The 21728-nt window shown below is 69.6% G+C and carries 24 protein-coding genes; 17 read left to right on the top strand and 7 right to left on the bottom strand.

From position 1 onward, the window contains the following. Positions 1-265: 265 nt before the first annotated feature. Both P3W75_RS13065 and ppnN read left to right on the top strand, forming a co-directional pair. Complete coding sequence (locus P3W75_RS13065; protein WP_276227772.1) at positions 266-1168, top strand: alpha/beta fold hydrolase; 903 nt, start codon at positions 266-268, stop codon at positions 1166-1168. A 230-nt stretch (positions 1169-1398) separates the two neighbouring features. Next, complete coding sequence (gene ppnN, locus P3W75_RS13060) at positions 1399-2775, top strand: nucleotide 5'-monophosphate nucleosidase PpnN (RefSeq protein ID WP_276227771.1); 1377 nt, start codon at positions 1399-1401, stop codon at positions 2773-2775. Positions 2776-2961: 186 nt separating this feature from the next. Here ppnN and P3W75_RS13055 read toward each other — a convergent pair whose 3' ends face one another. Then, a complete protein-coding gene (locus tag P3W75_RS13055) occupies positions 2962-3390 on the bottom strand; it encodes a MarR family winged helix-turn-helix transcriptional regulator (protein ID WP_276227770.1) in 429 nt (142 codons plus the stop codon). Positions 3391-3468: 78 nt separating this feature from the next. On the opposite strand from P3W75_RS13055, the gene P3W75_RS13050 reads away from it, so the two are divergent. The 10 genes from P3W75_RS13050 to P3W75_RS13005 all read left to right on the top strand — a co-directional run bounded on the left by P3W75_RS13050 (position 3469) and on the right by P3W75_RS13005 (position 14554). Beyond that, positions 3469-4206: a siderophore-interacting protein gene (locus P3W75_RS13050; RefSeq protein WP_276227769.1), complete on the top strand. Its 738-nt coding sequence runs from the start codon at positions 3469-3471 to the stop codon at positions 4204-4206. Further along, positions 4203-4988, top strand: coding sequence for a type I methionyl aminopeptidase (gene map / locus P3W75_RS13045; RefSeq protein ID WP_276227768.1), 786 nt, complete (start codon positions 4203-4205; stop codon positions 4986-4988). Before P3W75_RS13050 ends, map begins: the two co-directional genes overlap by 4 nt. A 217-nt stretch (positions 4989-5205) precedes the next feature. Then, entirely contained in the window at positions 5206-6138 is a 933-nt protein-coding gene (locus P3W75_RS13040; RefSeq protein ID WP_276227767.1) for an ABC transporter substrate-binding protein, read from the top strand. After that, positions 6138-7145: a FecCD family ABC transporter permease gene (locus P3W75_RS13035; protein ID WP_276227766.1), complete on the top strand. Its 1008-nt coding sequence runs from the start codon at positions 6138-6140 to the stop codon at positions 7143-7145. Before P3W75_RS13040 ends, P3W75_RS13035 begins: the two co-directional genes overlap by 1 nt. Further along, positions 7145-8191: a FecCD family ABC transporter permease gene (locus P3W75_RS13030; RefSeq protein WP_276227765.1), complete on the top strand. Its 1047-nt coding sequence runs from the start codon at positions 7145-7147 to the stop codon at positions 8189-8191. The genes P3W75_RS13035 and P3W75_RS13030 overlap by 1 nt, the downstream gene beginning before the upstream one ends. After that, positions 8188-9000, top strand: coding sequence for an ABC transporter ATP-binding protein (locus tag P3W75_RS13025; RefSeq protein ID WP_276227764.1), 813 nt, complete (start codon positions 8188-8190; stop codon positions 8998-9000). Before P3W75_RS13030 ends, P3W75_RS13025 begins: the two co-directional genes overlap by 4 nt. A 249-nt stretch (positions 9001-9249) precedes the next feature. Further along, on the top strand, positions 9250-9942 hold the full coding sequence (locus P3W75_RS13020; protein WP_276227763.1) for a response regulator transcription factor: 693 nt from the start codon (positions 9250-9252) through the stop codon (positions 9940-9942). Next, positions 9942-11270 (top strand): HAMP domain-containing sensor histidine kinase, encoded by a 1329-nt coding sequence (locus P3W75_RS13015; protein WP_276227762.1) that lies wholly within the window; start codon positions 9942-9944, stop codon positions 11268-11270. The genes P3W75_RS13020 and P3W75_RS13015 overlap by 1 nt, the downstream gene beginning before the upstream one ends. Positions 11271-11363: 93 nt before the next feature. Then, positions 11364-13595, top strand: coding sequence for a TonB-dependent siderophore receptor (locus P3W75_RS13010; RefSeq protein ID WP_276227761.1), 2232 nt, complete (start codon positions 11364-11366; stop codon positions 13593-13595). Positions 13596-13660: 65 nt separating this feature from the next. Continuing rightward, positions 13661-14554: an alpha/beta hydrolase gene (locus tag P3W75_RS13005; protein WP_276227760.1), complete on the top strand. Its 894-nt coding sequence runs from the start codon at positions 13661-13663 to the stop codon at positions 14552-14554. A 168-nt stretch (positions 14555-14722) separates the two neighbouring features. Here P3W75_RS13005 and P3W75_RS13000 read toward each other — a convergent pair whose 3' ends face one another. Next, on the bottom strand, positions 14723-15280 hold the full coding sequence (locus P3W75_RS13000; protein WP_276227759.1) for a DUF6436 domain-containing protein: 558 nt from the start codon (positions 15278-15280) through the stop codon (positions 14723-14725). Between the two features lie 370 nt (positions 15281-15650). On the opposite strand from P3W75_RS13000, the gene P3W75_RS12995 reads away from it, so the two are divergent. Together P3W75_RS12995 and P3W75_RS12990 are read left to right on the top strand one after the other, a co-directional pair. Continuing rightward, positions 15651-15935 carry a type II toxin-antitoxin system Phd/YefM family antitoxin gene (locus tag P3W75_RS12995; protein ID WP_276227758.1) on the top strand — a complete coding sequence of 95 codons (285 nt, stop codon included), beginning with the start codon at positions 15651-15653 and terminating at the stop codon, positions 15933-15935. Between the two features lie 15 nt (positions 15936-15950). Continuing rightward, on the top strand, positions 15951-16238 hold the full coding sequence (locus tag P3W75_RS12990; RefSeq protein ID WP_276227757.1) for a type II toxin-antitoxin system RelE family toxin: 288 nt from the start codon (positions 15951-15953) through the stop codon (positions 16236-16238). 40 nt (positions 16239-16278) lie between these two features. Here the strand turns inward: P3W75_RS12990 and P3W75_RS12985 are convergent, their stop codons facing one another. The 4 genes from P3W75_RS12985 to P3W75_RS12970 all read right to left on the bottom strand — a co-directional run bounded on the left by P3W75_RS12985 (position 16279) and on the right by P3W75_RS12970 (position 18784). Beyond that, complete coding sequence (locus P3W75_RS12985; protein ID WP_276227786.1) at positions 16279-17280, bottom strand: alpha/beta fold hydrolase; 1002 nt, start codon at positions 17278-17280, stop codon at positions 16279-16281. Between the two features lie 151 nt (positions 17281-17431). Next, positions 17432-17659, bottom strand: coding sequence for a DUF2798 domain-containing protein (locus tag P3W75_RS12980; protein ID WP_276227756.1), 228 nt, complete (start codon positions 17657-17659; stop codon positions 17432-17434). Next, complete coding sequence (locus P3W75_RS12975) at positions 17656-18255, bottom strand: flavodoxin family protein (RefSeq protein WP_276227755.1); 600 nt, start codon at positions 18253-18255, stop codon at positions 17656-17658. The genes P3W75_RS12980 and P3W75_RS12975 overlap by 4 nt, the downstream gene beginning before the upstream one ends. A gap of 31 nt (positions 18256-18286) precedes the next feature. Continuing rightward, complete coding sequence (locus tag P3W75_RS12970) at positions 18287-18784, bottom strand: DUF2938 family protein (protein ID WP_276227754.1); 498 nt, start codon at positions 18782-18784, stop codon at positions 18287-18289. Between the two features lie 82 nt (positions 18785-18866). On the opposite strand from P3W75_RS12970, the gene P3W75_RS12965 reads away from it, so the two are divergent. From P3W75_RS12965 to P3W75_RS12955, 3 genes are read left to right on the top strand one after another with little or no spacing between them, the layout of a single operon-like run. Next, positions 18867-19298 carry a helix-turn-helix domain-containing protein gene (locus P3W75_RS12965; RefSeq protein ID WP_276227753.1) on the top strand — a complete coding sequence of 144 codons (432 nt, stop codon included), beginning with the start codon at positions 18867-18869 and terminating at the stop codon, positions 19296-19298. Positions 19299-19353: 55 nt separating this feature from the next. After that, positions 19354-20385 (top strand): RNA methyltransferase, encoded by a 1032-nt coding sequence (locus tag P3W75_RS12960; protein WP_276227752.1) that lies wholly within the window; start codon positions 19354-19356, stop codon positions 20383-20385. 60 nt (positions 20386-20445) lie between these two features. Further along, positions 20446-21546 carry an MBL fold metallo-hydrolase gene (locus P3W75_RS12955; RefSeq protein WP_276227751.1) on the top strand — a complete coding sequence of 367 codons (1101 nt, stop codon included), beginning with the start codon at positions 20446-20448 and terminating at the stop codon, positions 21544-21546. 52 nt (positions 21547-21598) lie between these two features. Here P3W75_RS12955 and P3W75_RS12950 read toward each other — a convergent pair. Further along, the coding region (locus P3W75_RS12950) for an NrsF family protein (RefSeq protein ID WP_276227785.1) at positions 21599-21728 on the bottom strand (130 nt) is incomplete at its 5' end.

The following is a 21728-nucleotide window of genomic DNA, read 5'->3' as shown; positions in this document are numbered from 1 at the left end:
TCACGCATCACGTCGAACAAGATTTTTTCCGCCCGGCACCTCCCCGCCAGGCCTTCCGTACCTGCCGTAAGACCCCGCGCGAAGCCGTCGAAAGTGGCTTGGCGCAACGCTATTCGCTTTCCGTAAGCTTTTGAAAAATAAGCAATTATGAACTTTCGCCGTGTGACATGAAGCTGTCACCTCGAGGCGCTTTCCTTCTGCCTGGTAGTTCTCTCGCACCCAAGCGTGGGTGCTTTCCATTCGAGCTGCGTATGGAGGAAACGACATGAGGCCGGAAACCGCCGTCGTCGAGATTCTGCAACACCGGGTACACACGGAGTTCCACGCCAACAGGGAAGCGCGCCAGACCATCATCCTGGTCAACGGCTCGCTGGCGACCACCGCCTCCTTTGCGCAAACGGTCAAATACCTGCAACCGCACTACAACGTGGTCTGCTACGACCAGCCCTACGCCGGCCGGTCCAAGGCGCACAACGTCTGCCGCGAGCCGATCACCAAGGAATACGAGGCGCAACTGCTGCTCGGCCTGATTGAGCACTACCAGGCCGACGTGGTGATGTCCTTCTCCTGGGGCGGGGTGGCCACCCTGCTGGCCCTGGCCCAGCGCCCGAGCCGCATCCGCAAGGCGGTGATCAGCTCCTTCTCGCCGCTGCTCAACGCCTCGATGCTCGACTACCTGCACCGCGGCCTGGACTACCTGGGCGCCTGCGACCGGCCGAACGTCGCCAACCTGGTCAACGACACCATCGGCCGCTACCTGCCGCAGCTGTTCAAGCGCTACAACTTCCGCCACGTCAGCGGCCTCGACGAGCACGAGTACCAGCAGATGCACTTCCACATCTGCCAGGTGCTCAAGCTCAGCGCCGACAGCTACATGGAAGGCTTCGCCGCCATCGACATCCCGCTGCTGTTCCTCAACGGCGAGCTGGATATCTACACCACCCCGGCCGAGGCCCGGCTGTTCCAGCAGCTGATCCGCGATTGCGAGTTCCGCACCATCCGCAACGCCGGGCACTTCATCGATGTCGAGCACAAGCAGGCCTGGCAGGACACCCAGGACGCGCTGCTGGGCTTCCTGCGCCCGCAGCGGCCGATCCCCAGCCTGTCCCTGGGCAACGGCTACCTGCCCAACCAGCAGGGCATCCCGGTCGCCGCCTTCGCCAGCTGAACACGCCGTCCGCGCCGTCCGGCTCCCGCCCCCTCGGGCGGGTGGCCGGGGTCGGCGCAGGCCGATAGTGGCCATCCGCAACACTCGCCGCCTCGCGCCCCACGCACTACTATCCAGGTAAGCCCCACCCTCACCGGGCCGCCCTTGCGGCCACTCCGGGGCAGGACACCGCCCGTGCGCGGTCGAGTACCCAGGCGCCCTCCCGGGCGCCCGCATCAATGGAAGCTGTAATGTCCCCCAGACCCACCATCAATGCCGCAGTCAGCCCCAAGGGCACCCTCGAAACCCTGTCCCAGCGTGAAGTCCAGCAGCTCAGCGAAGCCGGCTCGGGCAGCATCTACCAGCTGTTCCGCCAGTGTGCCCTGGCGATCCTCAACACCGGCGCGCGGATCGACAACGCCAAGACCATCCTCGACGCCTACCGCGACTTCGAAGTGCGCATCAACCAGCAGGACCGCGGCGTGCGCCTGGAACTGCTGAACGCGCCGGCCGACGCCTTCGTCGACGGCGAGATGATCGCCGGCACCCGCGAGATGCTCTTCAGCGCGCTGCGCGACATCGTCTACACCGCCAACGAACTGGACAACCAGCGCGTCGACCTGCAGACCTCGCAGGGCATCACCGACTACGTCTTCCACCTGCTGCGCAACGCCCGCACCCTGCGCGCCGGCGTGGAGCCGAAGATAGTCGTGTGCTGGGGCGGCCACTCCATCAGCACCGAGGAGTACAAGTACACCAAGAAGGTCGGCCACGAGCTGGGCCTGCGCAACCTGGACGTCTGCACCGGTTGCGGCCCGGGTGTGATGAAGGGCCCGATGAAGGGCGCCACCATCGGCCACGCCAAGCAGCGCCACCACGGCGGCCGCTACCTGGGCCTGACCGAGCCGGGAATCATCGCCGCCGAAGCGCCCAACCCGATCGTCAACGAGCTGGTGATCCTGCCGGACATCGAGAAGCGCCTGGAAGCCTTCGTCCGCGTCGGCCACGGCATCATCATCTTCCCCGGCGGGGTCGGCACGGCGGAGGAGTTCCTCTACCTGCTGGGCATCCTCATGCACCCGGACAACCACGACCTGCCCTTCCCCCTGGTACTCACCGGCCCGCGCAGCGCCTCGGCCTACTTCGAGCAGCTGCACGCCTTCGTCGGCGCCACCCTCGGCGAAGCCGCCCAGCGGCGCTACCAGATCATCATCGACAACCCGGCCGAAGTGGCACGGCACATGGCCCAGGGCCTGAAGGAGGTCAAGCAGTTCCGCCGCGAGCGCAACGACGCCTTCCACTTCAACTGGCTGCTGAAGATCGACCCGGTGTTCCAACTGCCCTTCGAACCCAGCCACGAGAACATGGCCAGCCTGCAGCTGAGCACCGACCTGCCGGCCCACCAGCTGGCCGCCAACCTGCGCCGGGCGTTTTCCGGAATCGTCGCGGGCAACGTCAAGGAAATGGGCGTGCGCGCCATCGAGGCGTTCGGTCCCTACGAGATCCACGGTGAACCGGCGCTGATGCGACGCCTGGACGAACTGCTGCAGGCGTTCGTCAAGCAGCACCGGATGAAGCTGCCGGGTGGCGCGGCCTATGAGCCGTGTTATCGGGTGGTCGGGAGCTGATTCGGCGCCCGCGTCGATGACGCCGCTTCCGCGATCGGGGAAGCGGCGTTTTTCCATGTCCTCCCCATAGGAGCGGGGCGGCGGCGGATAACGCCGTAGGCGTTATGCGCCCTACGGGCCGTTGGGGGCTTCCCCGTAGGAGCGGGCCATGCCCGCGATTCGAGCGCATGGCGCGCTCCTACGATCTCAATCCGCCTGCAGGTTCGCCTCCACCCGCGTCAGCAGCGCCTGCAGTTGCTCGCGCTCCTGCGCGCTGAAGCCCCGCACCGCCACGTCCGAAAGGCGCCGACCCTGGCCTTCGACCACGCCGTAGACCGCCTGGCCATCCGCACTCAGGGTCAGGCGCACGCTGCGCTTGTCCTGCTCGTCGGCGCTGCCTTCCAGCAGCCCCTTGCCGCGCAGGGCCTGGATCAGGCGGGCGATCTGCGCCTTGTCGCGGCCGCTGTGCTCCACCAGCTCGCGCTGGGTGGCGCCCGGGCGGCGGGCGAAGAAGGCCAGCACCTTGAACTCCATGTGGGTCAGGTCGTGGGGGCCGTCGCGCAGTTCGCGGTATTGCCGCGAGCGGTACAGGTGCATGACGGCATGGATGGTTTCGAGTACGTCGTCGGTCTTCATGGCTATACGGTTGACTTTATCAACTAATGCTTCTTATGATTTGTTGATATTATCAACCATAGCCCACGAGGGCCACCCATGACTCAAGCAACTCAGCAACGTCGCGTCCAGCGGGTCCGCCACGAACTGCGCATGCGCGAAGTGCAGGTCGTGCGCCGCGAGCAGGTCAGCCCGCATTTCGTCAGCCTCACCTTCGCCGGTGACGACCTGGCCGACTTCATCTCCGCCGGCTTCGACGACCACATCAAGTTCATGTTCGAGGACGCCGGCGGCAACCTCGTGCGCCGCGACTACACCCCGCGCCGCTTCGACAACCAGGCCCGCGAGCTGACCGTGGAGTTCGCCCTGCACGGCGACGGCCTGGCCTGCCAGTGGGCCGAGCGCGCGCAGGTCGGCGACAACGCCGTGATCGGCGGCCCGCGCGGCTCGATGATCGTTCCCGTGGACTTCACCTGGCACCTGTTCATCGCCGACGCCACCGGCCTGCCCGCCGTGCACCGGCGCCTGGAAGAACTGCCGGCCGGCACCCCGGCCATCGCCCTGCTGCAGGTGGAGGCTGCCGATCGTCGCCAATTCGCCACGGCCGCCGACCTTCAGCTGCAATGGTTCGATAGCAGCGACGCGTTGCTCGAAGCCGTCGAAGCCCTGCAACTGCCCGCCGGCGAAGGCTTCGCCTGGGGTGCCGGCGAGTCCGCCGGCATGATCCGCGTGCGCAACCTGCTGACCCAGGACAAGGGCCACCCGAAGGAAGCCATGCGCATCGCCGCCTACTGGCGCCAGGGCGAGTCCGACCACCACGAGGAACTCAGCCAGTGAAACGTCCGCAGATTCGCCGTCGCACCCCGGCCGAGCTGGACAAGGCCCGCCACGCGGCGCGCCTGGCCGCCGAGGTGCTGCGCTGGATCGGCCAGCACGTGAAGCCCGGCGTGAGCACCGCCGAGCTGGACCGCCTGTGCCACCGCTACATCGTCGACGAGCTCAAGGTGATCCCGGCGAACCTCGGCTACTCGGGGTTCCCGGCGACCATCTGCGCCTCGCCCAACCAGGTGGTCTGCCACGGCATTCCCAACGAGCAGCCGCTGGCCGAAGGCGACATCCTCAACATCGACGTGGCGGTGAACGCCGGTGGCTGGTTCGGCGACACCGCGCGCATGTACTGCGTGGGCAAGCCCAGCGAGCCGGCGCGGCGCCTGGTGCTGGCCACCTACGAGGCGATGTGGGCGGGCATTCGCGCAGTGCGCCCGGGCGCCACCCTCGGCGACGTCGGCCACGCCATCGAATCGGTGGCCCGCCGCGAGGGCTTCGGCGTGGTGCGCGAGTACTGCGGCCACGGCATCGGCGACGTCTACCACGACGCCCCGGAAGTGCTGCACTACGGCAAGCCGGGCCACGGCCTGCGCCTGGAGCCGGGCATGCTCTTCACCATCGAGCCGATGCTCAACGCCGGGCGCGGCGAGTGCCGGGTGCTGGCCGACGGCTGGACGGTGGTCAGCCGCGACGGCTCGCTGTCCGCGCAGTGGGAGCACATGGTGGCGGTCACCGACAGCGGTTTCGAAGTGCTCAGCCTGTGGCCCCAGGGCGGCGAGCCCGATTGCTGAAACGCGGAGAGGCGCCTTTCGGGTCGCCCGCAGCGCTCTGCCGCGCGCCTTTGTCGGCTTTGACACATGTCATTGCAGATGTAAGCAAAGCGTAAATGCAAGTGATTATTTATCGCTTTTGCCGTATCCATGGGCGTTTCCTCCAACGCCCATGGATACGCCGGCCGTTGTCGGCGCCCCCCGGGAATGCCTCCGAAAAGCCCCTAGGAAAGCCCCCATGCGAGCCCACGCCCTGCCCCTCTCCCGCCGCCTGCTGGCCGGCGCCGCCGCGGCCCTGGCCAGCGCCATCCTGCTGCTCGGCCCCAACGACGTCAGCGCCGCCACCCTGGACACCGCCTTCGGCCCGGTACAGGTCAAGGACCACCCACAGCGGGTGATCGCCCTCGGCGAGAACACCCTCGACGCCGCCCTGGCCCTGGGCGTGCAGCCGCTGGGCGCGCTGGCCAGCCGCGGCGGCAGCGACATCCCCGAGTACCTCAAGACCAAGGCCGGCAAGCTGCCGCTGGTGGGCACCGTGCGCGAAGTGAACCTGGAAGCGGTGCTCAAGCTGCGCCCGGACCTGATCCTCGCCAGCCCCGGCCTGACCCGCGAGCAGTACGCCAAGCTCAGCCTGATGGCGCCCACCGTGGTGCCCAAGGGCGGCGCCCTGGACGACTGGCGCGCGGCCTTCCGCGTCTACGCCCAGGCGCTGGACAAGCAGGCCGAGGGCGAGCGGCGCCTGGGCGAGATCGACCAGCGCGTCGCCGCGCTGCGCCCGCGCCTGCCGGCCGGCGCCAGCCTCAGCGTGGTGCGCTGGAACCCGCAGGGGCCGATCATGATGTCCAGCCACCTGTTCGCCGGCCAGTTGCTCGAACAACTCGGCGTGCAGCCCAACCCGCTGGCGGCGCAGCAGACCCAGCGCCCGCACACCGACATCCTCAGCCTGGAGAACCTGTCCAAGGCCGACGCCGACTGGATCTTCCTCGCCACCCTCAACCCCGACGGCGAGAAAGCCCTGACCGAAGCGCGCCAGCAGCCGGCCTTCACCCGCCTGAAAGCCGCCCGCGCCGGGCACCTGGCCAGCGTCGACGGGCAGATCTGGAGCAGCAGCTCCGGCTACCTGGCCGCCCAGCAGGTGCTCGACGACGTGGAGAAGGCGCTGGCCAACTGATGCTTCCCGCGCGCCTGTCGCAGCCGCTGGCCCTCGGCCTGGCGGCCGCGCTCCTGCTGCTGTTGATCCTCGCCAGCCTGCTGCTCGGCGCCGGCGACGCCGGGCCCTGGAGCAGCCTGCTGGCGCTGTTCGGCGGCGCCGACGAGGACACCCGCTTCGTCGTCGGTACGCTGCGCCTGGCGCGTACCGAACTGGCCCTGCTGGTCGGCGTGGCCCTGGGCGCCGCCGGCCTGCTGCTGCAGGCGGTGACCCGCAACCCGCTGGCCGAGCCCGGCCTGCTGGGCGTCAGCGCCGGCTCGGCGTTCGCCGTGACCCTGGCGATCAACCTCGGCGCCAGCGCCGCCGGCCTCAACCTGACGGTGGCCAGCCTCGGCGCCCTGGGCGGCTGCCTGCTGGTGCTGGCGGTATCGCGCCTGCGCGGCGTCGGCGACGACCCGGTGCGCCTGGTGCTGGCCGGGGTGGCCTTCTCCGGCCTGCTCACCGCGCTGGGCAGCCTGATCCTGCTGTGGGACCAGCGCACCGCCGACGAAGTGCGCTTCTGGGTGGTCGGCAGCCTCGCCGGCCGGCCGCTGGACACCCTGCGCTGGAGCCTGCCGGGGCTGCTCCTCGGCCTGGCCGTAGCGCTGCCGCTGATCCGCCCGCTGGCCGCCCTGGCCCTCGGCGAACGGGTCGCCAGCGGCCTCGGCCACCATCCGCAGACGGTGCGCCTGGCCTGCCTGCTGGCGGTGGCGCTGCTGGTCGGCACCGCCAACGCCGCCGCCGGGCCGATCGCCTTCCTCGGCCTGATCGTGCCCTACATCGCCCGCCGCCTGGTGGGCAGCGACATCCGCCGGGGCTTCGCCCTGTGCCTGCTACTGGGCCCCTGCGTGCTGCTGCTGGCCGACATCATCGCGCGCCTGCTGGTGCGCCCCTACGAGATGCCGGTGGGGGTGGTGACCGCCTTCGTCGGCGCGCCCATCCTCATCGCCGTGGTGCGTTCGCACCGCCTGCCGACGCTGCAACGCTGATGAACGCCCGCACCTTCGCTCCCCACGGCTACGGCCTGCTGCGCCTGGGCCGGCTGTCGCTGCTCTGGCACCGCCGCAGCCTGCTGGTCGGCCTGGCGCTGCTGGCCCTGCTGGCAACGGCCTTCGTGTTCTGCCTGAGCGGCGACGGCCTTGGCGCCGGGCAGGCGCTGGCGGTCCTGCTCGGCCACGGCGATCCCTTCCAGCAACTGCTGGTCAACGAACTGCGCCTGCCGCGCCTGTTCGCCGGGGTGCTCAGCGGCGCCGCGCTGGGCGCCGCCGGCTGCCTGATGCAGACCCTGGCGCGCAACCGCCTGGCCACCCCCGGCATGGTCGGCCTGGACAACGGCGCAACCGCCTTCGCCGTGGCCTCCATCGTCGCCGTGCCGACCAGCCTGGCGCCCTCGGCGCTGGCCCTGACCGGCGCCGCCACCGCCGCCACCCTGACCTTCCTGCTCGCCAGCGGCGCCGGCGCGCGCGGCTATCGCTTCATCGTCGTCGGCCTGGGCGTCGGCGCGCTGTTCGGCGCGCTGACCAACCTGATGCTGGCCCGCGCCGCCATCGACGCGGCCAACGCCGCCTACCCCTGGACCGTCGGCAGCCTCAACGCCCGCCCGGCCCTGGCCGTGTGGCTGCTGGCCGGCGGCCTGGCGCTGGGCCTGCCACTGGCCAAGGCGCTGGTGCGGCCGCTGAGCGTCATGCGCTTCGCCGACAGCGTCGCCATCGGCCTGGGCGTGCGCCTGGGCGCCATGCGCATCGCCACCCTGGCGCTGAGCGTGGCCCTCACCGGCCTCGCCGTGGCGGTCACCGGGCCGGTCGGCCTGGTGGCGCTGATCGCCCCGGAGGCGGCGCGCTACCTCGGCGGCCAGCACGGCGTGCCGGTGCTCAACGCGGCGCTGGCCGGCGCCCTGCTGACCCTGCTGGCCGACTGGCTGGGGCGCACCCTGCTGGCGCCGGTGGAAATCCCCGTGGGCATCGTCATGGCGGTGATAGGCGCGCCCTACCTGCTGTGGATCATCCTTCGCCAACCCTCCGGGAGACAGCCATGAACCCGACCTCCCTCGCCCCGCTGGAAGCCCGCGGCCTGTGCATGGCCTACGGTCGCCGGCCGATCATCGAGGACCTCGACCTGCGCCTGCCACCGGCCAAGGTCACCGCCATCGTCGGCCCCAACGGCTGCGGCAAGTCCACCCTGCTCGCCGGCCTGGCGCGCCTGCACAAACCCAGCGGCGGCGCCGTGCTGCTCGACGGCCAGGCCATCGCCAGCCTGCCCTCCAAGGAAGTGGCGCGACGCCTGGCGCTGCTGCCGCAGGACGCCAGCGCGCCGGAGGGCTTGACCGTGGCCGAGCTGATCCGCTTCGGCCGCCAGCCGCACCAGAGCCTGTTCCAGCAGTGGAGCGCCGAGGACCAGGCGGTGGTCGACGCGGCCCTGGCCGCCGCCGACCTCGGTGAGCTGGCCGAGCGGCCGCTGGAGTCGATGTCCGGCGGCCAGCGCCAGCGTGCCTGGATCGCCATGGCCATCGCCCAGGACACCCCGCTCTTGCTGCTCGACGAGCCCACCTCGGCGCTCGACCTGGGCCACCAGATCGAAGTCTTCGAGCTGATCCGCCAGCTCGCCGCGCGCGGCAAGACGCTGGTGATGGTGGTGCACGACCTGTCCAGCGCCTGCCGCTACGCCGACCACCTGGTGGCGATGAAGGGCGGCCAGGTGCTGGCCGAGGGCGCGCCGGCCGAGGTGGTCACCGCCGAGCTGGTGGAAACCCTCTACGGCGTGCGCTGCACCCTGCTGACCGACCCGTGCAGCGGCACCCCGCTGATCGTCGGCGCCAGCCGCGTGAAGCCCCCGGCGCCCCTGTAGGAGCGAGCTTGCTCGCGAACGAGGCAGTCGCTGGGTTCCCGCGTTCGCGGGAATGACGGAATCAAGATTCGTATCAGCCCCACCGTCGTCCCCGCGAACGCGGGGATCCAGCGTCGTCAACGACGCGCCTATATGCACTCGGACCCGAGCGCCCATGCGACGAAATGCCGGCCCCTTGCCATTGCCGCGCCCGCGCAATAAATGGGATCATTCGCAATTGCAATGAATTCTCATCTCAAGGTTCATCCCGTGCCAGCCAAGCTGCTCCTGGTGGAAGACGACCCGCGCCTGCGCCCGGACCTGGAACAGCACTTCCAGGGTCGCGGCTTCGCCGTGCGCGCCTGCGAGACCGGCACCCAGGGCCTGGCCGCGCTGCGCGACGGCGGCTTCGACCTGGTCCTGCTGGACATCATGCTGCCCGGCGTCGACGGCCTCAGCCTGCTCGACGAACTGCGCCGCCGGCAGAGCGTGCCGGTGATGCTGATGTCCGCCCTGGGCGCCGAGCAGGACCGCATCAGCGGCTTCACCCGTGGCGCCGACGACTACCTGCCCAAGCCCTTCAGCCTCGCCGAGCTGGACGCGCGGGTCGACGCCCTGCTGCGCCGCGTGGCCTTCGACCGGCGCCCGCCGGCACCGCGCGCGGACGGCGGCCTGAGCCTGGACGAGGACGCCCGCGACGTCGTCCACCAGGGCCGCAGCGCCGGCCTCACCGGCTCGGAATACCGCCTGCTGGCGACCCTGCGCGCGCACCCCGGCGAGGCACTGAGCAAGGCGTTCCTCTACCAGAGCGTGCTGCACCGCGCCTACACCCGCCTCGACCGCGGCCTCGACGTGCACGTCTGCAACCTGCGCCGCAAGCTCGCCGACATCGGCGTGCAGCACCTGCAGATCCAGGCGGTGCGCGGCCAGGGCTACATCCTGGTCGACGCGCAGGACAGCTGATGCGCCGCCACCCCCTGCTGTGGAAGCTGGCCCTGCTGCAGGTGTGCTTCTGCCTGCTGCTGACCTGGCTGATCTGGACCTGGGGCCTGTCGGTGGAGCGCAGCACCTACTTCCTCGACGCCGCCGACCGCCTCTACCTCGCGCGCTACGCGCAGCAGGCCGAAGAGGCCTGGCGCCAGGGCGGCGCGGCCGGCGCCGAAGTCTTCCGCCGCCAGCTGGAGCGTGACGAGGACACCTGGGCGGCGCTGGTCGGCCCGCACCTGGAAAGCCTCGGCACCGCGCCGCTGAGCGCCGAGGAAGCCAGCCACCTGACCTTCATGCGCAAGCTCGATTGGCCGATGAGCCGGCGCCTGCAGGACGAGCTGCCGTACGTCAGCATCGAGTTCCCCGAGCGCCCCGAGGACGGCCGCCTGGTCATCCAGCTGCCCGAGCGCCTGCTGCCCGGCGGCCTCACGCCCTGGACCCACGTCATCACCCATGGCGTCGCCCCGACCCTGCTCGCGCTGCTGCTCGGCCTGGCCCTGTACCGCCACCTGGTGGTGCCGCTGAACCGCCTGCGCGACCGCGCCGACGCCCTGCGCGCCGACGACCTCGACCGCCCCGGCCTGCCGTTGCAGGGCCGCCGCGACGAGCTGGGCGAGCTGGCCCAGGCCTTCGAGCACATGGCCGCGCGCCTGCGCCAGAGCCTGGCGCAGCAACGCCTGCTGCTGCGTACCCTGTCCCACGAACTGCGCACGCCCCTGGCGCGGCTGCGCATCGCCCACGACAGCGAGCTGCCGCCCGAGCAACTGCGCCAACGCCTGGACCGCGAAGTGGACGACATGCAGCGGCTGCTGGAAGACACCCTCGACCTGGCCTGGCTCGACACCGAGCGCCCGCAGCTGCCCACCGAGCCGGTGCTGGTGCTCTCGGTGTGGGAAGCGCTGCGCGAGGACGCCTGCTTCGAAAGCGGCTGGGAACCAGCGCGCCTGCCCTGTTCGCTGGGCACCGAGTGCCGCGTGCAGGTGCACCTCGACAGCCTGGCCCAGGCCCTGGAGAACCTGCTGCGCAACGCCATCCGCCACTCGCCGGCGGGCGGCCGGGTCAGCCTCGACGGCTGGCGCGACGGCGCGCACTGGCACCTGTGCCTGCGCGACCAGGGCCCCGGCGTGGCCGAAGCGGACCTGGAACGCATCTTCGAGCCCTACCAGCGCCTGGACGGCAGCGGCGCCGGCTTCGGCCTGGGCCTGGCCATCGCCCGCCGCGCCATCGAGCTGCAGGGCGGCAAGCTGTGGGCGAGCAACGCCCATCCGGGGCTGTGCCTGCATCTGCTGTTGCCTACGGCCTGAAAGTGTTTAGAAAGTTAATGAGCTTTACTGTCATTTGTGAATAATTATCATCTTCGATCTCTCGCCCCCAGGCTGAACTTCCGGAGATCGAAGATGCCGTCCCGCGCGCAACCCCTCGCCCCCTTCCTGCTGCTGTCCAGCTGCCTGCTGGCCGGCGCCGTCCACGCCGCCAGCCAGGACGAACAACCCGTCGAACTGGACAGCCAGACCGTGGTCGCCACCGCCCAGGAAGAGACCAAGCAGGCGCCGGGCGTGTCGATCATCACCGCCGAGGACATCAAGAAGCGCCCGCCGGCCAACGACCTCTCGCAGATCATCCGGACCATGCCGGGGGTCAACCTGACCGGCAACTCCACCAGCGGCCAGCGCGGCAACAACCGCCAGATCGACATCCGCGGCATGGGCCCGGAGAACACCCTGATCCTGGTCGACGGCAAGCCGGTCAGCAGCCGCAGCTCGGTGCGCTACGGCTGGCGCGGCGAGCGCGACAGCCGCGGCGACACCAACTGGGTGCCGGCCGACCAGGTCGAGCGCATCGAAGTGATTCGCGGCCCGGCGGCCGCGCGCTATGGCTCCGGCGCCATGGGCGGGGTGGTGAACATCATCACCAAGCAGGCGGCCAAGGAAACCCACGGCGACCTCACCGTCTACCAGAACTTCCCGCAGCACGGCGACGAAGGCGCCACCAAGCGCATGAGCTTCGGTCTCAACGGCCCGCTCACCGACACCCTCAGCTACCGCGTGTACGGCGACGTGGCCAAGACCGACGCCGACGACTGGGACATCAACGCCGGCCACGAATCCGCGCGCACCGGAAACCAGGCCGGCACCCTCCCCGCCGGCCGCGAAGGCGTGCGCAACAAGGACGTCAACGGCCAGCTCAGCTGGCACCTGACCCCCGAGCAGACCCTGGAACTGGAAACCGGCTTCAGCCGCCAGGGCAACATCTACACCGGCGACACGCAGAACACCAACAGCAACGCCAACGTGAAGAGCATGCTCGGCCACGAAACCAACATCATGTACCGCGAGACCTACGCGCTGACCCACCGTGGCGACTGGGACTTCGGCAGCTCCATGGCCTACCTGCAGTACGAGAAGACCCGCAACCGGCGCATCAACGAAGGCCTGGCCGGCGGCACCGAGGGCATCTTCAGCAGCACCGACTTCTACACCTCGACCCTGCGCGACCTCACCGCCCACGGCGAACTCAACCTGCCGCTGCACGCCTGGCGCGAGCAGACCCTGACCCTGGGCAGCGAGTGGACCCGCCAGGAGCTGGACGACCCCAGCGCCAACACCCAGACCACCACCGAGGGCGGCTCGGTGCCGGGCCTGAGCAGCAGCGGCCGCGACACCACGTCCTCGGCGGAAATCTTCTCGCTGTTCGCCGAAGACAACATCGAGATCCTGCCGGGCACCATGCTCACCCCGGCGCTGCGCTTCGACCACCACGACATCGTCGGCGACAACTGGAGCCCGTCACTGAACCTGTCCCACGCGCTGACCGACACCCTCACCCTGAAGGCCGGCATCGCACGCGCCTACAAGGCGCCGAACCTGTACCAGCTGAACCCCAACTACCTGCTCTACAGCCGTGGCCAGGGCTGCTACGGGCAGAGCACCAGCTGCTACCTGCAGGGCAACGCCAACCTCAAGGCCGAGACCAGCGTCAACAAGGAACTGGGCATCGAGTTCAAGGACAACGGCTGGGTCGCGGGCCTGACCTACTTCCGCAACGACTACAAGAACAAGATCGATTCGGGCCTGACCCCGGTCGAAACCGCCAGCGGCGGCACCGGCAGCTACGCCAACGCCTCGGTGTACAAGTGGGAGAACGTGCCCAAGGCCGTGGTCGAAGGCCTGGAAGGCACCCTCACCGTGCCCCTGGCGCAGCAGCTGACCTGGACCAACAACCTGACCTACATGCTGCAGTCGAAGAACAAGGAAACCGGCGACGTGCTCTCGGTGACCCCGGACTACACGCTGAACTCCATGCTCGACTGGCAGGCCACCGACGACCTCTCGCTGCAACTGAGCGTGGCCTGGTACGGCAAGCAGAAGCCGAAGAAGTACGACTACCAGGGCAACCGCGTGACCGGCAGCGCCAACGACGAGCTGTCGCCCTACGCCCTCACCGGTGTCAGCGGCACCTACGCGATCAGCAAGAACCTGAGCCTGACCGCCGGCGTCGACAACCTCTTCGACAAGCGCCTGTTCCGGGCCGGCAACGCCCAGGGCGTGACCAACATCGCCGGCGCCGGCGCCGCCACCTACAACGAACCCGGCCGCACCCTCTACACCAGCCTGACCGCCTCCTTCTGAAGCCCACCAGCCCCGCGCCACAAGGCGCGGGGCTGCGCGCGTGCACAGCACAACGAGATCGCCTGATGAAAACCACCACCCTGCCCTTGCTCCTGGCGCTGGCCCTCGCCGCGTCGGGCCCGGCGGCCCTGGCGCAACCGGCGCCGGAGCAGAAGATGGACACGAGCCTGCTGCAACGCCAGGACCTGGCCTACCGCTTCACCACCCTGAAACTCGACTCCGCCGACGGCCAGCGCCACTACCAGCTGTGGATCGGCAAGCCCGACCGCGCGGCGCCCGCCGCCGGCTACCCGGTGCTGTGGATGCTCGACGGCAACGCCGCCCTCGGCGCCCTCGACGCCGCCAGCCTGGACCGCCTCGCCAAGGGCCAGGCGCCGCTGCTGGTCGCGGTCGGCTACCAGACCGAACAGCGCATCGAGCGCACCGCGCGCACCTACGACTACACCCCGCCGCTGCCCGGCGGGGCGCAACAGGTCGACCCGCTGACCGGCCAGCCCAGCGGCGGCGTCGACGTCTTCCTCGACCTGCTGCGTGAACGCATGCGCCCCATGGTCGCCGCCGTCGCCCCCATCGACGCCAGCCGGCAGACCCTCTGGGGCCACTCCTACGGCGGCCTGGCGGTGCTCCACGCGCTGTTCACCCGCCCCGGCGAATTCAGCGCCTACGCCGCCGCCAGCCCGTCGCTGTGGTGGCATGAGGGCGCCATCGTCCGCGAAGCCGAAGGCCTGCAACAGCGCCTGGGCGACAGCCACCCGCGCCTGCTGCTGATGCGCGGCGGCGACGAACCGGGCAACCCGCGCGCCCAGGTCATGGGCGACGCCGAACGCCCGGCCCGCGAACTGAGCGCCGACCTGGCCAAGGTGCCGGGGCTGCAGGTGCAGTTCCAGCGCTTCGACGGCCTGGGCCACGGCCCGATGCTGCCAGCCTCGCTGCGCTACCTGCTGGAGCATTACCGGTAACCCCGGACACCGCCACACCGGAGCCTCTCGTAGGGCGCATAACGCCTACGGCGTTATCCGCCATGGCCAGCGACGCAGGCTTTCGGGTGCAATCGTGAGCGCGCGGAAGCAAGGCCAAACGGCGGATAACCGCGAACGGTTATCCGCCCTACGCCATACCCAGGGTCGTTACCAGGGGCAGTAGCAACCGGTGGCCAGGGTGCTGGGGGATTGCACCTTGCGGCCGTCGACCAGGGCCTGGATCACCGGTTCGATGAAACTGTTGGCCGAGGTGCAGGTGGCGCCTTCGCTGTAGGGGCCGAAATAAGCCAGCTTGCCGTCGCGGTCCCAGACCGCCACCGAAGGGCTCGCGGCGATCGGCGGCGGCACCGGGAACTCGATGGTCTTCAGGCCCCACAGCTCGCTGGCCAGGCGCCCCTGGGTGCCTGGCTTGCGGAAGGCGTAGAAGTCCACGCCGCGCGCCTCGAAGCGCTTGATCAGCGAGGCCAGGTGCTGCTGGTTGGCGATGTTGCACGGGCAGGCCGGGTCCCAGAAATGCACCACGCGGATGTTCCCCGGCCCGGCCAGTTGCGGCGGCAGGCGCAAGGCCTGGCCTTCGAACAGCTGGGTGGTGTCGGGGTAGGTGCGCAGGTAGCGGCCCTGGAAGAACCAGAAGGCGGCGAAGAGGATGCCGAGCCAGGCGACGACCAGCACGCCGGCGAGTACGGCTTTGCGATTCAGCGACATGATGCGGAAGGGCTTACGGAAAGCCCGCTAGCTTGCCACGTCCAGCCGCCAGGGCAAGCCCTTCCGGACCGGGCGGGTGCGACGCGCTGGCGCAGCTGGGCGAGGTAGCGCTGGAACCAGCACCACGGGATCGACCGTGGCTGGCAGAGGTACGAACGAGTCGAGGAGTCCAACCGCCCATATCGCTGCATGAAACGTCCGAACAAAATCCGCAGCCCCCCCCCGCAAAGGCGGAGTCTTGGGGATACTCGACTCCCCGTGTTCGGGCTTCCCGTCGAAACATCACTTGTAATACGCACAATCAAGCGCATAATTCAGCATAATTTGAATCATGAAATTGCGCAAAGCACCACAGACGGGAGTTCCGAACATGGCAGCACTCATGGAGCGAGCCGAACAGGCAGTGTCCGTCACGACCATGGCAAGGAGTTTCAGCGCAAAGCTGCGGGAAATCGCGACTCGGCAGATCGAGAAGCTCGTCGTCTTCAAGGACAACGAACCCGCGGCGGTCATCCTGAACGTCGAGGCCTACCAGGAACTGCTCGACGAACTCGAAGACCTGCGCGTGGAACGCGTCGCCCGTGACCGCCTGGACAGCTTCGAAAGGGACAAGGCGATCAGCCACGAGGACATGGTGGCCCGATTCGCCGACTGATGAAGGCGGGTAGGCATGGCATGGAAGGTCATCTATCACGAAGCGGTCATGGGCGACCTGGTTCGCCTGGGCAAGGTCGACGCCAGGCGAATCCTCAGGGCCATCGCCGAGCGTATCGTCGACGGTGAGCCGGACAAGCTGGGCAAACCCCTCGCCGGCAAACTGGCCGGCTGCCGGCGCATGCGCGTCGGCAATACGCGCATCGTCTACCGCGTCGATGGCCACCGTGTCGAAGTGCTGATCATCGCGGTGGGCGCACGCCGCGACAACGAAGTCTACAACCTCGCCGACAAACGCAGTTGACGGCCCCCATCGCCGAAACGCCGGGAGCCTTCGCGCAACGCTATTGCTTCGCCCACCCCGCCACATCCACCACCGCCTGGGCGAACGCCTGCGGCGCTTCCTGCGGCAGGTTGTGGCCGATGCCGCCGGTCAGCGTGCGGTGTTCGTACTTGCCGGTAAAGCGGCCGGCGTAGGCGCTGGGTGGCGGGTGGAAGGCGCCGTTGGCGTCGCCTTCCAGGGTGATGGTCGGCACGCCTATGCTCGGCGCCTTGGCCAGTTTCCCCTCCAGCTCGTCGTACGTCGCCTCGCCTTCGGCCAGGGCCTGGCGCCAGCGGTAGTTGTGGATGACCACGGCGACATGGTCGGGGTTGTCGAAGGACTTGGCGCTGCGCTCATAGGTGGCGTCGTCGAAATGCCACTGCGGCGAGGCCTGCTGCCATATCAGCCGGTTGAAGGCGTGGGTGTTCTGCTGGTAGCCAAGCCGGCCGCGCTCGGTGGCGAAGTAGAACTGGTACCACCAGAGCAGCTCGGCCTCCGGCGGCAGCGGTTTCTTGCCCGCCTCCTGGCTGCCGATCAGGTAGCCGCTCACCGCCACCAGGGCCTTGCAGCGCTGCGGCCAGAGCGCGGCGATGATGTCGGCGGTGCGTGCGCCCCAGTCGAAGCCGGCGAGGACCGCCCGGTCGATCTTCAGCGCGTCCATCAGCGCGACGATGTCCGAGGCCACGGCGGCCGGCTGGCCATTGCGCAGCGTCTGCTCGGAGAGGAAGCGCGTGCTGCCGTAGCCACGCAGCCAGGGCACGATCACCCGGTAGCCGCGCGCGGCCAGCAGCGGCGCCACGTCGACGAAGCTGTGGATATCGTAGGGCCAGCCGTGCAGCAGGATCACCGGCGGCCCGTCGGCCGGGCCATCCTCGGCGTAGCCGACGCTGAGCAGGCCGGCGTCGATCTGCTCGAGCCTGGCGAAGCCGGTGTGCGTGCCCGCCTTCGGCGCTGCAACGCTGGCCGGTTCGGCCGCCTGCGCCACGCGCGGCAGCTGTGTCGCCAGCGCGGCCAGTGCCGCCATGCGCATGAGGTTGCGCCGGCCCGTGTCGAAGTCTCCTGCCATGTTGCCTCCTGGTCGATTAAGTTCAGCGCTCAAGCGTAGCGTCCGCTGGTGAAACCGGCAGGACAGACGGCGTGATGCAATGCTCAACGCCGCCGTCGCTTCACCGGCTTCAGGCCGGGCGCAGCAGTTTCTCCACCAGCCGCCGCGTCGCGGGCGCCACCACCAGCACCAGCGGGAAGGCCAGCAGCCAGGCGTTGAGCCAGGCGCCACGCCACAACGCGAGGAAGTCCTCGACGACGCCCACCGCGCGGTAGGTGGAAATGCCGGAAACCAGCAGCGACATGAGCCCCGAGAGGATCAGCGCGAACAACAGCGGCGCGTAACGGCGGGGGATCATCCGGCCACCTCCAGGCGTTGCACGCGCGGGGTCTCGGTGTGCAGGCGCTGCAACGCCAGGGCGAAGCTTTCGCCGAACAGCAGCGCGCTGCGCACATCGCCGGGCACGAAGCCATCGGCCGCCGCGCCCTTGTCGGCCTGGACCATCAGCCCCGACCAGGAACCCAGGCGGTTCGCCGCCTCGGCCTCGGGCACGCCCAGGTGCTGCTCGGGCAGCACCGGATTGCCGGCCCAGAGCATGCCGTGCTGCATGCAGAAGGTGAACAGCGAGACCAGGGTGGACTGCTTATCCCCGGCCGGCAGCGCCGACACGGTGAAGCCCGCCGCCAACCGGCCCTGCAATTGCTGGCTGCGCCACAGGCGCCCGGTGGCGTCCATGAAGGCCTTGAAGGGGGCGGACACGCCGCCGAGGAAGGTCGGCGAACCGAGCAGATAGCCGTCGAACTTCAGCAGGGTGTCCGGCGCCTCGGCGAGGTGCTCGGCGCGCAGCAACTGCACGTCGCCGCCGGGGATGCGGCGGGCGCCGGCGGCGACCTGGCCGGCGATGAACTCGGTATGCCCGTGGGCGCTGTGGTAGATCACGGCGATGCGTTTCATGGCGATGCTCCTGTGGGTGGGCCGCTGCCGCTCAACGCGACAGCCAGGCCAGGGAAAGGGCGGCGAGGTACAGGCCGAGGCCGAACACGGCGTGATTGGCCAAGCTGCGCAGGCAGTTCCGCAGTGGCGTCGGGGTGCGCCGGGCGAGCACGCCGGCGCCCATGGCTGGCTGGATCAGCAGCAGCGGCACCGCCACCGTGGCCACGCCCATGGCCAAGGCCGGCAGCGGCGTCGGCTGCCGTGCCCAGTCCAGGCCGGCGACGGCCAGCAGCGCGGCGGCGAAGACGACGCCGGTGGCGTAGTGCATCAGCCAGCCCAGGGCCAGCTCACCGCGCACGGCGGTGGCCTGGGCGATGGCCATGTGGGCCACGCGGCCGCGCAGGGCGTGGCCGACCCAGCGGCCGATGAAGGCGAAGTTCAGCGTGGCCACGCCACGGCTTTTCAGGAACCCGAGCCAAACGTCCATGACGGCGGTGGCGCCGACGCCGATGGCCAGGGACAGCAGCAGAAATTGCGTGAAGGGGGACATGGGACACCTCGGTTCGGTTGACCAGCGGGACTCTTGGCGCCACCCTACAAGTTCAAGTGAACTTGAAGTCAAGAGGTGCCCCATGGACATCGCCGAGGTGGCCAGGCGCTCCGGAATCCCGGCGTCCACGCTGCGTTTCTACGAGGAGAAAGGCCTGATCCGCTCCCTGGGCAAACCGGGCGCGCGGCGCTGGTTCGGCCCGCGCATCCTCGACCAGTTGGCGCTGATCGCCCTTGGCCAGTCGGCCGGTTTCAGCCTGGAGGAAATCCGCGCGATGTTCGGCGCCGACGGCACCCCGGACCTCGACCGCAGCGCGCTGGCGGCCAAGGCCGACGAACTCGACGCCAGCATCCGCCGCCTGCAGGCCATGAGCCGTGGCCTGCGCCACGCCGCCGCCTGCCCGGCGCCGAGCCACGCCGAGTGTCCGAGCTTCCAGCGTCTGGTCCGGGCCGCCGCCGGCAGCGCCCTGGCGCGCAAGGGCAAACCCCGGCAGCCTGTGCCACCGCGCGGCTGACGTCCCGTCGCCGCGCCTTCGCCGCGCCCGGCGCCGGTGGTAGCATGCGCGCCCCATGCGCCTGTCCGATTTCGACCAACGCCTCGCCGACCTCGGCGCCCTGCCCCGCCATCGCGGGCGGATGCTGCGCGCCTGGCTGCAGGGCCGCGCGCTGGACGCCGGGACCAAGCGCCAGGCCAGCGAGGACTTCCTGCCGCTGGCGGTGCGCAACGCCGTGCCGGCGCTGGCCGCCGAGCTCGACGGCCTGGCGCGGGTGCATTCGCGGCACCCCGGCGGCGACGGCTCCGAACGGTTGCTGGTGAGCCTCGCTGACGGCCAGATGGTGGAGAGCGTGCTGCTGCCGCGCGACGGCGTGTGCGTGTCGAGCCAGGTCGGTTGCGCGGTCGCCTGCCGTTTCTGCATGACCGGCAAGAGCGGCCTGCTGCGCCAGCTGAGCGCCGCCGAGATGGTCGCCCAGGTGGTGCTGGCGCGGCGCCTGCGACGGGTGAAGAAAGTGGTATTCATGGGCATGGGCGAGCCGGCGCACAACCTCGACAACGTGCTGGAGGCCATCGACATCCTCGGCACCGACGGCGGCATCGGCCAGAAGCACCTGGTGTTCTCCACGGTGGGCGACCCGCGTGTGTTCGAACGCCTGCCGCAACAACGGGTGAAGCCGGCCCTGGCGCTGTCGCTGCACACAACCCGCGCCGACCTGCGCGCGCACCTGCTGCCCAAGGCGCCCCGGCTCACCCCCGATGAGCTGGTGGAACTGGGCGAGGCCTACGCCCGCGCGGTCAGCTACCCGATCCAGTACCAGTGGACGCTGCTCAAGGGCGTGAACGACGGCCAGGACGAGCTGGACGGCATCCTGCGCCTGCTCAAGGGCAAGTTCGCGGTGCTCAACCTGATCCCCTTCAACGCCCTGGAAGGCGACGACTACCAGCGCCCGGACGGCGAGCGCATCGTCGAGATCGTCCGCTACCTGCACAGCCGCGGCGTGCTGACCAAGGTGCGCAACAGCGCCGGGCAGGACGTCGAGGGCGGCTGCGGCCAACTGCGCGCGCGGGCCGTGGAGCGGGTCAACACCGAGCGCCTGCGCGGCTGACCCGCGTCGCCGACGGCGCTGGCCTATGCTTGGCTGAGCGATCGGCCGGGAGGCGCGCCCATGCGAAGGATCGTCCTGCTCATCGGGCTGCTGCTCGCGGCCTGCACCCACGACCCGGCGAGCCAGAAGCTGGAAGTCATCAACCGGCACAAGCTGCCCGAACCGAAGATCGAATTCCTCGGTGTCGGCGGCTGGCTGCTGCACTGGAAGGGCGAAGGCCTGTTGCTGCCGCCGTTCTTCAGCCACCCGGCCGGCTTCGGCATCGAGGGCATCCCGCCGCTGACGGTGGTGGCCGACACCACACGCATCGACAAGTACATGGATAGTCCCCAGCCAGATGTGACCATGGTGCTGGTCGGCCATGCCCACTACGACCACCTGCTGGACCTCGCCCACCTGCGCCAGCGCTTCCTGCCCAACCCGAAGCTGCGCATCTACGGCTCGGAAACCGTCGCGCATCTGCTGCGCAGCTCCCTGGTCTATCCGAGCGACATCGTGGTGCCCGGCCGCGCGCAGATCAGCGACCGCAACAACCCCGCCTACCGGGGCACCTGGTTCTATTCCTCGCATGAGCAACTGCGCGATGGCGACGATCCGCGAAGCCTGCCCAAAGGCCCGCCCCGAGGCCGGATCCGCGCCATGCCGCTGGAAAGCATGCACGCCCCGCACAAGTTCGGCGTGAACTTCCTCCAGGGCGCCTACGACCACGATCCCTGGCCGCTGCCGACCGCCACGGTGAACTGGCGCCTGGGCCACAAGACCCTGGCCTGGGTGATCGACCTGCTCGACGACGACGGCCAGCCGGCATACCGCATCCACTACCAGGACAGCGCCTCCGACCCGCCCTGGGGATTCCCGCCGGTGATCGCCGACAGCAAGGGTTTCGACGTGGCGATCATCTGCGCCGCCAGCTCCGACAAGGTCGGCTACTACCCCACCGGCCTGCTGCGCGTGATCAAGCCGCGCCTGGTGCTGGTGGGGCACTGGGAGAACTTCTTCGGCGGCGAGTTGCAGGAGCCCGAGGGGCGCAAACCCGAGTTCAAGGCACGGACCATTCCGCTGCAGAAGTACGACCAACTGGTCGACGATCTGAAGAAATCCGGCTACCCCTACCACACCCTCGAACCGCTCTCGGAAATCGCCCTGCCGGCACCTCGCTAGCGCGGTTCATCCGGCGGGCGAGCCTCTTTCACGCATGGGCCCGACGACACGCTCACCAGCGCAGCAGACGCGGCCCCAGCAGCGCGCCGAGCGCGGTCGGGATCAGCATCCCCAGCACGTACCACACGCCCCAGAACGGCACGCCCATCTCCGGGCAGTGCAGGCAGTAGGCGAGGGTCGCG

The organism is Pseudomonas citronellolis (assembly GCF_029335315.1).
Taxonomy (GTDB): domain Bacteria; phylum Pseudomonadota; class Gammaproteobacteria; order Pseudomonadales; family Pseudomonadaceae; genus Pseudomonas; species Pseudomonas citronellolis_A.
Note: the sequence above shows the minus strand (reverse complement) of the source record. Positions and strands in the feature narration are given on the sequence as shown.

Coding starts and splice junctions, on each gene's coding strand:
- P3W75_RS12965 (WP_276227753.1), top strand. CDS start 18,867: ATGGACATCGCCGAGGTGGCCAGGCGCTCCGGAATCCCGGCGTCCACG.
- P3W75_RS13015 (WP_276227762.1), top strand. CDS start 9,942: ATGCGCCGCCACCCCCTGCTGTGGAAGCTGGCCCTGCTGCAGGTGTGC.
- P3W75_RS12985 (WP_276227786.1), bottom strand. CDS start 17,280: ATGGCGGCACTGGCCGCGCTGGCGACACAGCTGCCGCGCGTGGCGCAG.
- P3W75_RS13065 (WP_276227772.1), top strand. CDS start 266: ATGAGGCCGGAAACCGCCGTCGTCGAGATTCTGCAACACCGGGTACAC.
- ppnN (WP_276227771.1), top strand. CDS start 1,399: ATGTCCCCCAGACCCACCATCAATGCCGCAGTCAGCCCCAAGGGCACC.
- P3W75_RS12980 (WP_276227756.1), bottom strand. CDS start 17,659: ATGATCCCCCGCCGTTACGCGCCGCTGTTGTTCGCGCTGATCCTCTCG.
- P3W75_RS13030 (WP_276227765.1), top strand. CDS start 7,145: ATGAACGCCCGCACCTTCGCTCCCCACGGCTACGGCCTGCTGCGCCTG.
- P3W75_RS12995 (WP_276227758.1), top strand. CDS start 15,651: ATGGCAGCACTCATGGAGCGAGCCGAACAGGCAGTGTCCGTCACGACC.
- P3W75_RS12970 (WP_276227754.1), bottom strand. CDS start 18,784: ATGTCCCCCTTCACGCAATTTCTGCTGCTGTCCCTGGCCATCGGCGTC.
- P3W75_RS12990 (WP_276227757.1), top strand. CDS start 15,951: ATGGCATGGAAGGTCATCTATCACGAAGCGGTCATGGGCGACCTGGTT.
- P3W75_RS13025 (WP_276227764.1), top strand. CDS start 8,188: ATGAACCCGACCTCCCTCGCCCCGCTGGAAGCCCGCGGCCTGTGCATG.
- P3W75_RS13040 (WP_276227767.1), top strand. CDS start 5,206: ATGCGAGCCCACGCCCTGCCCCTCTCCCGCCGCCTGCTGGCCGGCGCC.
- P3W75_RS13005 (WP_276227760.1), top strand. CDS start 13,661: ATGAAAACCACCACCCTGCCCTTGCTCCTGGCGCTGGCCCTCGCCGCG.
- P3W75_RS13055 (WP_276227770.1), bottom strand. CDS start 3,390: ATGAAGACCGACGACGTACTCGAAACCATCCATGCCGTCATGCACCTG.
- P3W75_RS12960 (WP_276227752.1), top strand. CDS start 19,354: ATGCGCCTGTCCGATTTCGACCAACGCCTCGCCGACCTCGGCGCCCTG.
- P3W75_RS13035 (WP_276227766.1), top strand. CDS start 6,138: ATGCTTCCCGCGCGCCTGTCGCAGCCGCTGGCCCTCGGCCTGGCGGCC.
- P3W75_RS12955 (WP_276227751.1), top strand. CDS start 20,446: ATGCGAAGGATCGTCCTGCTCATCGGGCTGCTGCTCGCGGCCTGCACC.
- P3W75_RS13050 (WP_276227769.1), top strand. CDS start 3,469: ATGACTCAAGCAACTCAGCAACGTCGCGTCCAGCGGGTCCGCCACGAA.
- P3W75_RS13010 (WP_276227761.1), top strand. CDS start 11,364: ATGCCGTCCCGCGCGCAACCCCTCGCCCCCTTCCTGCTGCTGTCCAGC.
- P3W75_RS13000 (WP_276227759.1), bottom strand. CDS start 15,280: ATGTCGCTGAATCGCAAAGCCGTACTCGCCGGCGTGCTGGTCGTCGCC.
- P3W75_RS12975 (WP_276227755.1), bottom strand. CDS start 18,255: ATGAAACGCATCGCCGTGATCTACCACAGCGCCCACGGGCATACCGAG.